The 14,329-nt window shown below is 43.6% G+C and carries 10 protein-coding genes; 5 read left to right on the top strand and 5 right to left on the bottom strand.

All coding sequences use genetic code 11. From position 1 onward, the window contains the following. Positions 1–7 precede the first annotated feature (7 nt). The gene (locus MNR06_RS01895) at positions 8–721 is read right to left on the bottom strand and encodes a hypothetical protein (protein ID WP_243538309.1); all 714 of its coding nucleotides are present in this window, start codon (positions 719–721) and stop codon (positions 8–10) included. Between the two features lie 67 nt (positions 722–788). Between MNR06_RS01895 and MNR06_RS01890 the strand changes: the two genes are divergently transcribed. From MNR06_RS01890 to MNR06_RS01880, 3 genes are read left to right on the top strand one after another with little or no spacing between them, the layout of a single operon-like run. Continuing rightward, positions 789–1,931: a phospholipase D-like domain-containing protein gene (locus tag MNR06_RS01890; protein WP_243538308.1), complete on the top strand. Its 1,143-nt coding sequence runs from the start codon at positions 789–791 to the stop codon at positions 1,929–1,931. Positions 1,932–1,975: 44 nt separating this feature from the next. Next, entirely contained in the window at positions 1,976–2,581 is a 606-nt protein-coding gene (locus MNR06_RS01885) for an ATP/GTP-binding protein (RefSeq protein WP_243538307.1), read from the top strand. Further along, the gene (locus MNR06_RS01880; protein WP_243538306.1) at positions 2,578–4,356 is read left to right on the top strand and encodes a hypothetical protein; all 1,779 of its coding nucleotides are present in this window, start codon (positions 2,578–2,580) and stop codon (positions 4,354–4,356) included. Before MNR06_RS01885 ends, MNR06_RS01880 begins: the two co-directional genes overlap by 4 nt. A 736-nt stretch (positions 4,357–5,092) precedes the next feature. On the opposite strand, the gene MNR06_RS01875 is transcribed toward MNR06_RS01880, so the two are convergent. The 3 genes from MNR06_RS01875 to MNR06_RS01865 form a co-directional block, all read right to left on the bottom strand. After that, entirely contained in the window at positions 5,093–7,021 is a 1,929-nt protein-coding gene (locus MNR06_RS01875; protein WP_243538305.1) for a response regulator, read from the bottom strand. Positions 7,022–7,165: 144 nt separating this feature from the next. Then, the gene (locus tag MNR06_RS01870; RefSeq protein ID WP_243538304.1) at positions 7,166–7,636 is read right to left on the bottom strand and encodes a hypothetical protein; all 471 of its coding nucleotides are present in this window, start codon (positions 7,634–7,636) and stop codon (positions 7,166–7,168) included. A 55-nt stretch (positions 7,637–7,691) separates the two neighbouring features. Then, positions 7,692–9,488, bottom strand: coding sequence for a SpoIIE family protein phosphatase (locus MNR06_RS01865; protein WP_243538303.1), 1,797 nt, complete (start codon positions 9,486–9,488; stop codon positions 7,692–7,694). A gap of 152 nt (positions 9,489–9,640) precedes the next feature. On the opposite strand from MNR06_RS01865, the gene MNR06_RS01860 reads away from it, so the two are divergent. Further along, positions 9,641–11,806 carry a FecR domain-containing protein gene (locus MNR06_RS01860; RefSeq protein WP_243538302.1) on the top strand — a complete coding sequence of 722 codons (2,166 nt, stop codon included), beginning with the start codon at positions 9,641–9,643 and terminating at the stop codon, positions 11,804–11,806. Continuing rightward, positions 11,803–13,752, top strand: a complete 1,950-nt coding sequence (locus MNR06_RS01855) for an ATP-binding protein (RefSeq protein ID WP_243538301.1) — start codon at positions 11,803–11,805, stop codon at positions 13,750–13,752. Before MNR06_RS01860 ends, MNR06_RS01855 begins: the two co-directional genes overlap by 4 nt. Positions 13,753–13,817: 65 nt before the next feature. On the opposite strand, the gene MNR06_RS01850 is transcribed toward MNR06_RS01855, so the two are convergent. Further along, complete coding sequence (locus tag MNR06_RS01850) at positions 13,818–14,246, bottom strand: hypothetical protein (protein ID WP_243538300.1); 429 nt, start codon at positions 14,244–14,246, stop codon at positions 13,818–13,820. Positions 14,247–14,329: the final 83 nt, after the last annotated feature.

The raw sequence follows: 14,329 nt of genomic DNA, 5'->3' as shown, positions 1-14,329 counted from the left end.
TCGGCAATTAGAATAGATCGTTAAGATCCAACCAAATTTTACGAGATTTTAGTTTTTTGGTGCGGAAATGATCAGACCATTCTGTTGGAGTGCGCTTTTGCCAGTTTTCAGCAAGTTCAGCAGCAAACATCAATGGCGAGTAACCTTGGCCCATCATATCTTTCGGTGGACGAAGTGCTGTTAACATTTCTGGTCCGTAGAACCCTGTTGGCATCAAACGATCACGTTCTGCCAGTTCGCCGATGATTAAGGCACCATTTACTTTCCCAAGAACTGTTCTGCTTAGGGGACTTGATGACTCTAAAGATTTTGGAGCCCCCGCACTGCCGACCACTAAAAGGCCTGCTGCGACTTTTTTGTTTAAAGTTTCAATCAGCTCTTTTGTTTGATCGTTAGCTTTCAAATTAAAATCAAAAAAGATAAAGCTGGTGTTTTCCGGAAGGCTTTGAATTCTTTCTTGCAAGGCTTCCATATCTACGTGGCCATCTTTTGTATAAGGCGTGTAGTTTACGATCTCGCAGGATTTGCAGGGACGTACGAAATCAGCAAAAACGGGTTTCACTTTTGTATCGAAGTCTTCCGCTTTTTGTTGGCCGAAGAAAATCACTGTTGTCGTTCTAGAAGGTAACGCTGCCTGGGCCCATGTCGCTCCGCACGAAGCGAGAATAAGGCAGACACTTACCGCAAATTTTTTGAAGTTCGATAGCTTGCACATAGTCATAAAGTCAGTTTGCCCTCCTCAAAGCTTTGCTGTCGACTTTTTTAATAACTTAAATAACAATCGACATATGGAGTCATGGAGTCGAAGCCACATATTTTATTCAGGTGATGAGTTCTTTGAAAGCCTCATAGAGGATATCCGTAGCGCTTCAAGTTCTATCACAATTGAGTCTTATATCTTTGCTGTCGACACTTTAACGATGACCCTTTTAGCCGAACTTAAAAGCGCCCGAGAGCGCAGTTGTTCAGTTAAGATCATCGTCGATGGTTTTGGCTCTTACACTTACATCCCACAACTTAGCAGATTATGTTCGGAAATGGGGATTGAATTTCGTGTATTTCATCCGCTTCCCTATCCGCTCGCGGCTATTAAAAAAACTTTTTCAGGAAAAGCCATCCAGGGCTCACTTCTATTCAGACGTTTGAATCGCCGCACCCATCGCAAAATCGCCATCATCGATCAGAAGCGCGTTTATTTGGGCAGCTTTAACTTCATCCAAAATCATTGCGCAAGCATCGTCGGCACAAAAGCTTGGCGCGATACCGGAGTTTGGGTCGAAGGGCCTCCGGTGCAACAGTTGGTTCAAGCTTTTCAAATTTCTTATTTGCGCACCTTCATCCACGGCATTTTAAATTGGGTGGGACGTTGGAAGAATCGCTCTGAGCCCTACGAAAAGTTATTGCGTTTAAATAACACCCAACGCATGCGCCGACGCCTGTATCGGGACTTGTTAATTCGAATTTCATCAGCAAAAAGCCGCGTGCTTATTACGACTGCGTATTTTCTACCGAAGGGGTCACTGATGCGTGCCCTTTTAAAGGCGGCTCGCAAAGGAATTCAGGTAGAAATTGTGATTCCTGGCAAATCTGATGTGCCCATGGTGAAGTGGGCGGCTTTTTATATCGTGCGCTTTTTACTGCAACGTCGAATTAAGATTTATGAGTATCAAAAAACCATCCTGCATGCGAAGACAATGATCATTGACGACAAAGTGCTGATTGGCTCCTTCAACCTTAATCACCGCAGTATTTTGCATGATCTTGAAGTTGAAGTGGTCCTTGACGATGCCGAAAGCTTACAAAGCATGCTGAACCAGTGGCAGCTTGATATCGCAGAATCGAAAGTCATTTCTGAACAAGAAGTAAAAACCCCGGGGCTTTTTGCGCGGCTGATTTATAATATCGCCTTCCTTCTGCGTTATATCCTGTAACTTTTTACTTTGACCCTTTTCCTCTAATTAGTGATCCTATTGCTATGAAATCCTACGTAAAAATAGCAATTACTGGCGGTCCTTCGGGCGGAAAAACCACTCTTATTGAAGCTCTGAAAAAAGAACTTGGCCAAAAATGCGCGCTTGTTCCAGAAGCTGCCAGTATTTTGTATCGCGGAGGTTTCCCACGCAGCAAAGGTGATCTGGGTCTGATTTGCGCCCAACGTGCCATCTATTTTACGCAAAAAGAACTTGAACACTTGATATGCGAAACTAGCCAAAAACCTTTGATCGTTTGCGACCGTGGATCATTAGATGCAATCGCCTACTGGCCAGATAGCGAAGAGCATTTTTTTAAAAACATCCAAAGTAATAGGGATGCCGAGCTTGCAAGATATGACTGGGTTATTCATCTAGACACCGCCGCCGAAGATTTTTACGACACAACAAACTCCATTCGCACTGAAACTTTTCAAGAAGCGTGGGATTTGAATGATAAGATTGCTAAAGCTTGGGAAGGTCACCCTCATCGCGTAGTGATCACCCACAATGAAGACTTTCTTTCTAAAATGACGACATCATTATCAGTGATTCGCGCGATCATGGCGCACAAATCCGCTGATGAAATCAATCGGGAGATTTTGCCGTGATTAAATTACTGATTTCATTGGTTGCGATTCTGTGTTCAGCGCAAGTTTTGGCGCAAGGTAAAGGTTCTAGCAAATTGAAGCCTTTGTATTTTCAAGCAGATAAAAACAATTTGCAGGTACTACCGCAACGTTTTGAATATACGTTGATCGATGACGATCGCCTTAAAGTCGGTGACATTCTGATTGATACTACGCAAGTGACTTTTCAAATTGAGCCATCGGGCGATAAAGAAGGCACTTTCCGTATTCACTTCACTTGGCCAGCGGGCTTGATTAAAGATGGCGAACTAGCGATTAAAAACAATTCTGGAAAAGCCATTTTCAATGCGATCGCCACTAAAAAAGAATTAAAAATCACTCAAGGTCAAAAGAAAGCCGAAGAAGAACATCTTCGCTCTGAAATCGCGACTTTCACAGTTGAAGGGGTTGAAGCCAACCTTGTTAACGACATGAAGTACTTCCCCTTCATGGTATTTTGTATTTACAAGGAAAGCGAAGAAACAAGACTGTACCTGTGTTCTAAAGAACTTTACCTAAGTTCGCAGCAAGGACAGATGGTGGTAAAATCTCGTTCAGCCACCAAAAGATCCGCACAAATTGAAATCAACGGTAAAGTGGTTGGCAATCAAGGAATCATTTATTTAAATGATCGCAGCGAGACAGTCGCGTTCAAAGCTCAAACGCAAACTGGCGCTTTCCTTGAAGTTGAAACTAGAAAAAAAGACGTCGACTTTAAAGATCTAGTTGTTTCAGAAGACAACACAAAGATCATCCTTACAGCAACAGGCGCAGAACCGGTTGATGAAACCAAAGTTAAAAAATTAAGCGAAACAGATTGGCAAATAGCCTTGCCTAAGGACCGCCCCGTCCTGTATCTAAAAGGCGAAGGCGACATCCCGATGCGCCAAGAGTTTTACGTGCGCGGAAACTTACCCAGAGAAAAAAGCCGCCCTTTCCTATCACCTAGGTCAGCTTCAAGAACTTACTCATCAAGCCTGACGTTCAACGGAATCACCCCAGAAGGTGTGCAAGTTCGCCCTGTTGAAAAAGACACAGCAGCGAAAGTAGAACCCACAAAGAAAAACCAATTCCAATGGACCATTCGCGATATTCCTGCCGGAGCAGAAAGCCGCCGATACTTAATGGTGACTTCGGATAACAACGAATTTCAAGTAGGCTATGACGTCTTCAGAGGCCACCCAATGTCCATCAGCCTGGGACTTCATTATCAAACTCCAGCAGCTGTGGCGTTTGCTGAAATCGAATACCAATGGTGGTTTGAAAATTTCCTGATGATCAATGCAGATTGGTCTAGATTCAGATTTGGAATTTCCCTAGAAAGAGACCAACAAGTCATAGAAAAATCCGGCGAAGGCAAAATCGATTTCACAACAGTGCATTTAAACTGGAGAGCAAAACCAGGATTCAATTTAAGCGAATCCACATGGGGCTTAAGCTTCCCATTGCAAATGCTACAAGCCGAAGGAGTCAGCAGCACAGCCTACGGAGTCGGAGCATTCCTACTTAAAAAACCACACCGCTGGCTAAAACCACTCATGCATTGGACCGAAGTAAAATTCGACTACCTACTAGGCTCAACAGGAGATTTCAAAGTAACCTCCGCCTACATCCTAAGAGCCCAAGGCTACTGGCAAGCCTCTAACCAACTCTACTGGCGCTACGGCCTTGATCTTTCTTCTTACAAATTCGATCCATCAAGCGGTACTGAAGAAATGCAGATCGGCCTCAACGGTGGAGCCCTCTGGAAATTCTAAACACGGCGTCTGGTCGCTTGCGAGCGACGGATTTGGGTTTGGGGTAAGGGCTTAGTTAGCTTGGCTAGCTACGTGAGCACGCCGTCCGGGCTCAGTTGTCGCCGCAGCTACGCTGCGGTTCGCGCCATCGTGGCGCCGACAAAGGCTCACTTCGTATCCAAGCTAACTAAGCCCTTACCCCAAACCCAAATCGTGCTAGCAACGAGTGTTGTGTTAAGAATTCTTCGGTTTGGACTTTAAGTTCGTATGCTTTTTTTGTGACGCGGTGAAACCGTAAAAAGAAGCAGGCACCTTTTCAGGTGCCTTAGGAACTGCTCAATAGTTGATACACGAATTATTCAGAGGACCGGGATCTAAGGTTCATATTCTTCTTTAACTTTTTGAATTTTCTCCTCAGCGCTTTAAAAGCCTGGGCTTCGCCGCTTCCCAGACAAGTTGAATCTTTTCTTTAAGAAAGCATGACATCTTATCTCAGCAATTCGGAATGGGAAGGGCTTGGGGCTTAGCTCTGTGCTGTGGATGCGGAATGAACCTTCGCCGGCGCCATGACAAAAATAGCAGGATGCTATTTTTGCGCGTCAGCCCCGAAGGGGTTGGGGGCAGGAGCCCTCAACCTTGCGCGAACCGCACGAAGTGCGGCGGCGATGAGCCAGGATGGCGTGTTCATGGAGACAGCCAAGCACCAAGCTAGGAGCCTAAGCCTTCCCATTCCGAACTTCGATCGAAGCTAAGAGCGTTATTTTTTCTTGAAGAAACCAGAGACGACTTGTTTTAGGTCCATGTTGAAGACGTCTTGTTTTTTGTTTGCCGCTGACAACAGAGAGATTTCTCTTCGTGCAGGGATGAAGGATGGGTCTAAGGCTACGCTTTTTTCGAAAGATTTGCGTGCTGCTACCACATCTCCTTTTGCTTTATTGAATAGGCCGATGACGAATGGGAATAGTGTGTCGTAACGCTCGTCTGGTGGGACTTGCATTAGTTCCAATTCGATTTCTTTCATTTGAAATACTTTTTTTGCTGGATCTAGAGCGCCTAGTTTTGCCCATGAGCTGTAGACGTGTAACTGTTGCATTTGTGGATTTAGTTTAGCGATTTCCGCTAAGTGTTCTAAAGCCTTTGCGTATTGGTTGTATTGCAATGCTTTTTTAACGTCTTCCATTAATGAAGCGGCTCTTAGTTTTGCTTCGGCTTCTGTTTTTTTCGAAGCTTGGCGGTACTGGTCGATTTTGCTCGAATCTTTTGCCATGGCTACAGATTCTTCGGCGATTTTTTTAATATTGTTCCATACTTGATATAGCTCTGACGCTGTATCTTGGGGTTGATCACCGATTAATGTCATGAAGTCTTGGAGGGCGCCGTCTAGAGATGTGCCACCAGAACCTGTTTCCATGTACGATACGATGTCGTATCCGTTTTTGCTTTCTAGTTCTGCCCAGATTTTCTTTAATACTTTCAATTGCTCTTGCGGATTTGCGAAAGCAGCTCTTTGAGCAAAAACGATTAGACCTTTTGTTAATAGGAAGTGGATCGCTTTATAAACAGCTACTTCACTGTATCCTTTAACATCTAAAAGCTGACTTAAAGTCATTTGATTGTTTAACTTTACCGTTAAACCTTCTAGCGTCTTAATCAAGCTCATGCTTAATGCAGGATGATCTTCGCGGAAGGTTGGACTTTTTACGATCACGTTCCCCGACCACATTACATATAAAGACTTTAACCAGCTTACTGAAAGTTTTGAAGCGATCCAGTCATGCAAGTAATAAGACAAGCTGTCAGCGTCAATGCTGGGGCTGCTCATCTCTACTTCTGCAGAGGCGAAATTCACGCGGATCTTTTGATCTACGATCGTTCTAACCAAGCGGATGTTCATTTGTTCCATCAGGATCAAATCAAACGCGTGGGGGCTTAGCTGATTGTTTTGAATTAAGTAATTACCAATGCGGCGATTGTTCTTGTCACGCAAAGCCGTTTGCACGTCTTTAGGTGTCGCGTAACCACTTTGAATCAACATCTCACCTAGGAATGTTGTTTTATCATCAACGTCTACGCCGACGATCGTGCCATTACAGAATGAAATACCGGAAACAGAACCATCAGCATTGTAGATATTTAAATATCCACTGCTCTTTGTTTCTGCCAATAAGGAATATAAAAATGGTAAGTCAAAACCGCTCACTTCTTCGATGGATTCAATCACCTTCCGTTTTTGGCGATTGGTCACTGTGGGATTTGCGAACATTTGATAAAGAAGTTTTCTGGCGCCGACTTCTTCACGTTTTGGCGCTTCTTCTTTTTTAACAAGTTTTAGAACTTGTTCCATCTCAAATGGTTTCTTTAAGAATGCAACCGCCCCTGTCGCTTGAGACGCTTCTTGGATGAAGCTTTTATCGGTATAGATACCGCTCATTAAAACGACTTTAAAGCGCAAGTTCGGGTAATTGCCGCGAACCTGCTTAATGAAATCCAGACCTGTCATTTGTGGAAGAAGACAGTCACAGAAAAGGAATTCAATATTGGTATTAGATGTTAATATCGAGTTGGCTTCATCAGGACGAGTCGCAAGAAAGACGCTATAACCCGCTCGGGCAAGAACTTCTTTTAAAGCCACGCCGATCGTTTGGTCATCTTCTAATATCAGAATCTTTGATTTATTAGCGTCCACGTTTTCTTTTCGGCTATTTAAAGTTCTAAATGAAGTTTAAAAAACAAAAAGCAGTACTGACAACCAGTACTGCCTCGAATCCTAGACCAACGACCTGACTCCGGACGGCCTGTCCCGCCGTAGCGCCAAAGGCGCGAAGACGGACTACTTCTTAATGAACTTAAAATACTTTGATTCGATGACGTCCATTTCCATTTCATTGCCTTCTTCATCTTTTACCGATGGTGGCGGATTCACGCTGCCCTCAGAAAACTCTGTTCCATAACGGAACAGAACGTTTTTTTCAGATCCAGCGTCGTCATTATAGTAAGGAACGAAAAAGGAATTTACTTTACCCGTCGTTGGAAGAAATCCATCCACCATGTTGATTTGATCAACGATCACCTTAGGGCAATTATTAAATGTCACTGGCGCGGGACCCGCTGTTCCCATCCATTTGATCCATTCACGAATGCCGCAAGAGTTGATGCTTTTAAGACCACTTAGCTCAACTTCAATTGCGGGATTTCCACCTAAGTTGAACTGAGAAAAGTCCACATCTTCATCGATAGTGCCAGCCATCTGAACAACTAATTTGTCAGCTGCTTTATTCATTTTCACATCGAGTTTACCCATTCTTTTCTCCTCTAAAATCTCCGGTAAAACCGGAGTCCACGACTATCTAATAAACTTAAACATTGCCTTCGTGTTTGACCACAAAAAATGTGACGTCATCGACCAAGGCCGCCCCTTGACGATGACCTTGAAAACTTAGCGCGAATTTTTCAACTGAATCACCCACACCTGGACCATCTTTGTTTGCAGCGATCAAGGCCTTAATAAATTCACGCTCGCCCCAAGCTTCTTTACTTGGGTTTTGAATATCTGGAATACCGTCAGTATAGAAGAACACAGAATCACCAACGTCGACTTGAATGCTCGTTTGTGCATAAACCGAATCACGAGATTGACCCAACCTTGGGTTGTTCACTTCGTTCAGCGGCACCAAATCCTTTTTCTTTAACGGAGCCCCCTCTGTTTTCTTCATCAAGAACGGAGCTTCGTGGGATGCATTACAATAAATAAGCTCCCCTGTTTCTAAATCAAAAGACGCTAAGAAGAAGGTCATCATGATACGACCTTTAGAAACATCATAAATAGATCTATTTAATAGCTCCAAAGCCTTTGCTGGAGAGATATTCAATCGCTCAATAATAGTTGATGCCGATTTCGCCGCACTTGTGATCAAAGCGGCCGGAGCACCGTGGCCCGTTGCATCCCCAATCCATAAGAAAATCTTGTTTCCGATTTGACAGTAATGCCACCAATCGCCACCGCACTCACTGGCAGGCTCATAGTATCCGGCAATTGCCAACGGACCAATCTTAGCGCGGGTTTCTGGGAACAGAGTTTCTTGCACCGTTTTTGCCGTTTGCAGCTCGGATTCCATCCGGGCTTTTTCAGCTGTTTGATCTAACAAGCGCGAAACTTCCGCCGCCATAATATTGAAGTTGTCAGCAAGGCTTCCCACTTCGTCGTTGGTTTTCACATCTACACGGATATTAAAATCACCTTCCGCCACTTTTTTAGTCGCATTAAACAACTGAGTAAGGGCTTGAGTTAAACCGCTAGAAGCAAAAAGGCTTAAGATCACAGTTACTGAAATCAAAATACCGAAAAAAATCAAAGATTTTCTAATCAAGATTTGAACGGCACCCAAGGCTTTTTCCTTAGCCACCGCAGTCACTACCGTCAGATCACCAAACCCTGCGCGAGAATAGGAAACTAGCAAATCCCCTTCTGCGGATTTCACCGTCTCGGCCCCTTGAGCAACTTTCGCCGACTGGCCACTTAAAAATGAAGGAGCTAGAAATTCCTGCAACTTTTTACCTGGCAGCTTATCCGGACCAAATAAAATAGTTCCATCGCCCGAAATCAAATACATGCTTTGTGAAAGTGAAGCCTTAAACATTTCTGCTGCTTCACTCATCCGCGTGATCACCATAAAAACTGTCACGCGATTTGTCGTTTCATCAGCAACACGTTCAAAAATAAAAACGCGATCATCACTGAATGGAACCTTCACCATACGCTTACTAGCTTCCACGTCAGAGAAATAAATCGGCAGATTGTTCTGCAAAGACGCTAAGACAGCGTCTGTCTGCCCTACGGCTTTTTCAAGCAGCGCTTTCTTTTCAAAAGATCCGCTTTCTGAAGGCGTAAATACGACGATGGCCTCTAGATTGAATTCATTTTGAAAGATCGATTCAGAAATGGACGTGAATTTATTTTGCGTTAGGTAATCTTGAAAGATGGGTTTCGTGGTTCCAAGCACGGCATTAAGCTGTGTCTTAATTTGAGCCGCCATGGTTCCAGACATATTGCTGGATGAATCGAAGACGTAGGCAATTTTATCGTCTTCAAAAATTTTTAAAGCCAACACCAAATACACAGTTAATGTGATTAATGGCAGCGAAGTTAGTAACAACAGAATCTTATATCTTATTGATAATCCACGTTTTTTCACCAGATCAGTATGCCCGCGAAAGGCACCCCAAGAAAGAAAATGTCAAAGAACTTAGGCTAAGGTCCGTAAATCATTCAGAAAATTCTGCCGATATCAACTAAAGCAGGAGTGTTATGTCTGGATTTGGACGTACAGAAAAAACGATTTTCTTATTTGCGGTAGCAACGCTACTCGCATTTTCGTATTTTTTGTACGACGACTCTTTACTATTCCCGAAAGCCAACACCGGAAAATTGGAATTGATTGGTGACGTTTCTATCTCTCAAAACGATGTAAGACGTAAAAACCTTGATACGTTCAGTTGGGTGCCCGCTTCCCGTCAAGATAAGGTCTTCCAAAATGATTCTATCTATACTGGGGACCGCTCAGAAGCGACCATTCGCTTGCAAGATGGATCTGAAATCAAAATCCAGCCGAACTCTTTAATCACTTTGAATCTTAAAAACGGTCAAATGAATTTGGATCTGCGCTACGGTAACTTAACCGGTGAACTTTCTGGCGACACTTCAGTCACCGTTACATCTGGCGGCGAAGAAATCAAACTTGAAACCAACAAAGGCACCACCGAAAAACCTAAAATCCAATTTAAGAAAGCCCACAGTGGCAATGTCGACCTGAAGCTTATCGCCGGTGAAGTAAAATACGTCGATAAGAAAAAGCAAACCGTTAAAGAGCTTCCTAAAAACACCGTAGTCGCTGTTTCTAAAAAAGGTGAAGTTAAAGAAGTTCAAAAACCTGAGTTGGAACTTAAAACTGCACAAAACATCAACTGGTTAAGAATCAATCCTGACGATCCATTGCCGTTTGAATGGCATGGAAAAGGTTTATCAAGATACCAACTTGAAATCTCTCCGACAGAAGATTTCTCTAGCGTTTCTGTTTCTAAAGTGACAAGTGAACAAAAAGCAGATGTTAAAGATCCGATCGAGCCAGGTGCTTATTTCTGGCGCGTAAAAGGTCTTGATGAAGATGGGCAAACAAGTGCTACAACATCTGTACAAAAAATGTTTATCACGCATCTTGAAGGTCCACAGATCACAAGTCCCCTTCCCGAAGCCCAAATTTCGCTGGAACTAAAAGTGAAAGCAAAAGAGACCCTAGCTACTTCCACTGAAGTTCAATGGAAAGCACAAGGTCTTTTAAAGAACTTCACTTGGCAGGTTTCTCAAGATCCAGAATTTAAAACTATTCTTAAAGAAGGTCAGACGAATAACCTGGCAGCTTTAACACCGAAACTTGAAAGCGGCAGCTACTGGGTTCGTGTTCAAGGTACAACAGAAAGCAATAAAGTTTCACCATGGTCACAACCGGTGAACTTCAATCTTGCATTGGTGGCACATAAAGAAGAACGCCCGACACGCCCTGTTCTTATAACTAAAAAAGTAGAGTTCGTAGCTCCATCAGGGAAAGACCGCAATCCTGCATCACCAGAAGCACCTAAGATTGCATGGAAGCCCGTGTTGCAAACCAAGCAATACCATTTGCAAATTGCAAAAGACGCAAGCTTCCAAGAAGCCGAAAGATACGACGTCACACAAAACCAAGTGGCCTGGGGTCAATATCGCCCGGGTAAATACTTCTATCGCGTCTATGCTCGCGGTTTAAATGGTTTAGTCAGTGAACCAAGTGAAGTGGGAACTTTAGATATCTCGGTTAGCGGTCTGACTTTAGATCCTTTAAAATCCATCAGAGTTATTGGAGCGACCCCACAACCAACAGAAACACCCATCAGCTGGAGCGAAGTTCCATTCGCTAAATCCTATCTTGTGCAAATGGATGAAGACAAAAACTTCACAAAACCAACACAAATGGAATTTGCGTCAAACACAGGAATCTTAAAAATCCCAGTACCAGGTCGTTTCAATGTGCGCGTGCAAGCATTGGACGAAACCAACAAGCCTTTGACTGAATTTTCAAATATCGAAGAAGTGCTTTATAGCTTCCGCTCTCCTCTAGCGGCTCCACTTTTAATGGAGCCATTTAATAATGCTTCTATTTTCTTACAAACAGAGATGGAACCATTCATCTGGCTAGAGTGGAAAAAAGTAGAAGGCGCGACTTCTTATAGAATCGAAATTTCTGACAAACCTGATTTTTCACGTACTTTGATTGCGAAATCCCTGCAAGGAAATCGTTATCTTATTAAAGAAAAAGTGCCGTTGGGGAAAATCTATTGGCGCGTGCGTGCAGAATCGAAAAGCGACCAAGAATCCTCTGAATGGACTACGAAACGCGAATTCACCCTTTACCATCAAAAGAATGAGACCTTTGCACAATGAAGATTCAGTACAGTTTATTTGACACTCTTCTTGAACCAGTCTTTGTTTTGAATGCAGAACAAAAGGTCGTCTATTGCAATGAAACCGCAGCGATCATTGCAGGACTTTCCATTCGAAAAATCACTCGCGGCATGAAGCTCTTAGAAATCTTTGAGTTCAGTGAACCGATTGAGGGTTTAACAAAACTGATTTCTATTACGGATGCGACTCCGTATAAAGAAGTGACTTTCAAAACAGCCCAAGGTGGCGAAGGTAAAGTTCAAATCACCCTACAACCTATCTTTGACAGCATGGGCGATAAGAATTGGATCGTCTTCGTCCGTGACGTGACGCTGGAAGAGCGTTTACAAAAGAAATATCGCGCCGAACTTGAACAAAAAGAAGATGTCATTAAGGCCCTTGAAGACGCCAAAGTTCAGCTTGAAAACTACAGCAAGAACTTGGAACAAATGGTTGCCGATAGAACCCGCGAATTGTCGCGCTTAAATCAAACTATGTCGGCTCTTTTAGACAGCCTGGGACAAGGTTTCTTTATCTTTAATTCCGAAGGTAAAATTCTGGATGTTTCATCTAAGGCCTGCGAAACCACGGTGGAATGCAAGCCAGAAGGTAAAGACATTTGGGAAGTTTTAAAACTTCCAGAAAACAAAGTGGACGGGTTTAAGAAATGGATGATGACAGTCTTTATGGAAATGCTTCCATTTGAAGACCTAGCGCCATTGGGTCCGACGACCTACCCCCATTCACAAAATCGCAATATCGCCTTGGAATATCATCCTCTGCGTTCATCTGAAGGAGCTATGGACGGTATCGTCGTTGTAGCTTCAGATATCACTTCATTAGTTGAAGCACAGAAACAAGCTGAAAGAGAAAAAGAACACGCCAAACTTATCATTAACATGATTAAGAGCAAGCGCGAGATCCACCGCTTTATCCAAGAGTCCCAAGAATTACTTATTTCGATTCGCGAAGAAGTTTCGAAGGACGCAGCCCCTGATACAGAAAGCCTGTATCGTTCACTGCATACTTTAAAAGGGGGCGCAGCTTTATTTTCTGTCAAAGAGGTTGCAGAAAGCTGCCACATGGCCGAAGGAATTTTGAATGATCTTAGCCAAGAGTTTTCCCAATCAAACTTCATCGCACTTCGTGCGAAATGCTTTGAAATCGAAGAAGGCTTTTTTAAATTTTTAGATGAAACAAAAGAAATCCTTGGTACGACGGCCCTGTCTGATGAACGTCAGATCGAAGTTGCTATAAGTAAACTGAATGATATCGCCCGCAAGGTCGGCACATTACCAGGTGGCGGCCAAGTGGCCCAAGAGCTTTTGCTTGAATTAGCCATGGAACCGGTTGAAAGATTCTTTGAGCCGTACAACGAAGTCATGCTTCGCTTAGGCGAAAAGGTCGATAAGATGGTCGCCCCTTTAAAAATTACCCATGGCAATGTCATGGTGATTCCAGAAATCTATAGTTCTCTTTTCTCTACGTTAGTACACGCGTTTAGAAATGCCGTAGATCATGGTATTGAACTTCCCGACCTGCGTGTTGATCAAGGCAAGCCTGCGGAAGGTCATATCGAAGTGGCTATCGAGATCAAACAATCCCACGCAGGCCCACAGCTTGCGATTAAGATTGTTGATGATGGTGGCGGTATCGACCCAGTGAAGATCCGCGAAAAACTAGCTAAGAAAATGGTCGACACTCGTAAGAAAAGCGATCAAGACGTCATCCAGCACATCTTTGACAGTCAGTTTTCTACCCGCGATCAGGTGACAGAAATCTCTGGCCGTGGTGTGGGAATGGATGCGATTAAATACGCAGCCGAAGAACTGCAAGGGCGCGTGTGGGTTGAATCCACAGTGGGTATCGGCACCTGCTTATTTATTGAAGTTCCTTACATCACTGAATTTAAAAAAGACAAAAAGAAAACGGCGACCGCAGCCTAATGACAAAGCACCCCTTTTCAAGGGTGCTTTTGTCACTCTCTCGTCGAATGCAATGTAAAAAACTGTTATTCAGTTGTTCCAGTGCCTGTGCCTGTGCCTGTATCACTGCTGCCTGTAGAATTATCCCAAGTTGTTCCACGAGAATCAGTGTTCGTACCAGTACCTTGCGTTTCGGTAGCAGTATCTCTTGCTGTTCTGCCTTTTTTCATAAACTTTTTCTGAGCGCGACGGTCTTTTTCGATTTGGTCCGAAGCTGTTCCTGAGTCATCATCCATAGCTGTTGTTCCAGTAGAGCTAGAATAAGAATCCGATGTTGTTGTGCCATCACTTCTTCCCGTCGATGCGCCTGAAGTTGTGCCAGGGCCCGAATTTCTTTCAGCTGAGCTCATTGTTCCAGTTGCTGTTCCGGAGCTAGTAGTAGAACGTGTTCCTTCAGCGAAGGTCACTCCAGAAAACATAAAAACTGCAGCCAAGACAAGTTTATATAGATTCATATCGTCCTCCTTTACCGAGAGAGTTCACCCCCATGGTCACACCTTGCCGAGGTCACCACAAGATGAAGTTGCATGGATAAAAA

It is taken from the genome of Bdellovibrio reynosensis (genome assembly GCF_022814725.1).
GTDB lineage: Bacteria > Bdellovibrionota > Bdellovibrionia > Bdellovibrionales > Bdellovibrionaceae > Bdellovibrio > Bdellovibrio reynosensis.
This window is presented reverse-complemented; position numbering and strand designations above follow the sequence as displayed.

Coding starts and splice junctions, on each gene's coding strand:
- MNR06_RS01895 (WP_243538309.1), bottom strand. CDS start 721: ATGACTATGTGCAAGCTATCGAACTTCAAAAAATTTGCGGTAAGTGTC.
- MNR06_RS01890 (WP_243538308.1), top strand. CDS start 789: ATGGAGTCATGGAGTCGAAGCCACATATTTTATTCAGGTGATGAGTTC.
- MNR06_RS01885 (WP_243538307.1), top strand. CDS start 1,976: ATGAAATCCTACGTAAAAATAGCAATTACTGGCGGTCCTTCGGGCGGA.
- MNR06_RS01870 (WP_243538304.1), bottom strand. CDS start 7,636: ATGGGTAAACTCGATGTGAAAATGAATAAAGCAGCTGACAAATTAGTT.
- MNR06_RS01860 (WP_243538302.1), top strand. CDS start 9,641: ATGTCTGGATTTGGACGTACAGAAAAAACGATTTTCTTATTTGCGGTA.
- MNR06_RS01855 (WP_243538301.1), top strand. CDS start 11,803: ATGAAGATTCAGTACAGTTTATTTGACACTCTTCTTGAACCAGTCTTT.
- MNR06_RS01850 (WP_243538300.1), bottom strand. CDS start 14,246: ATGAATCTATATAAACTTGTCTTGGCTGCAGTTTTTATGTTTTCTGGA.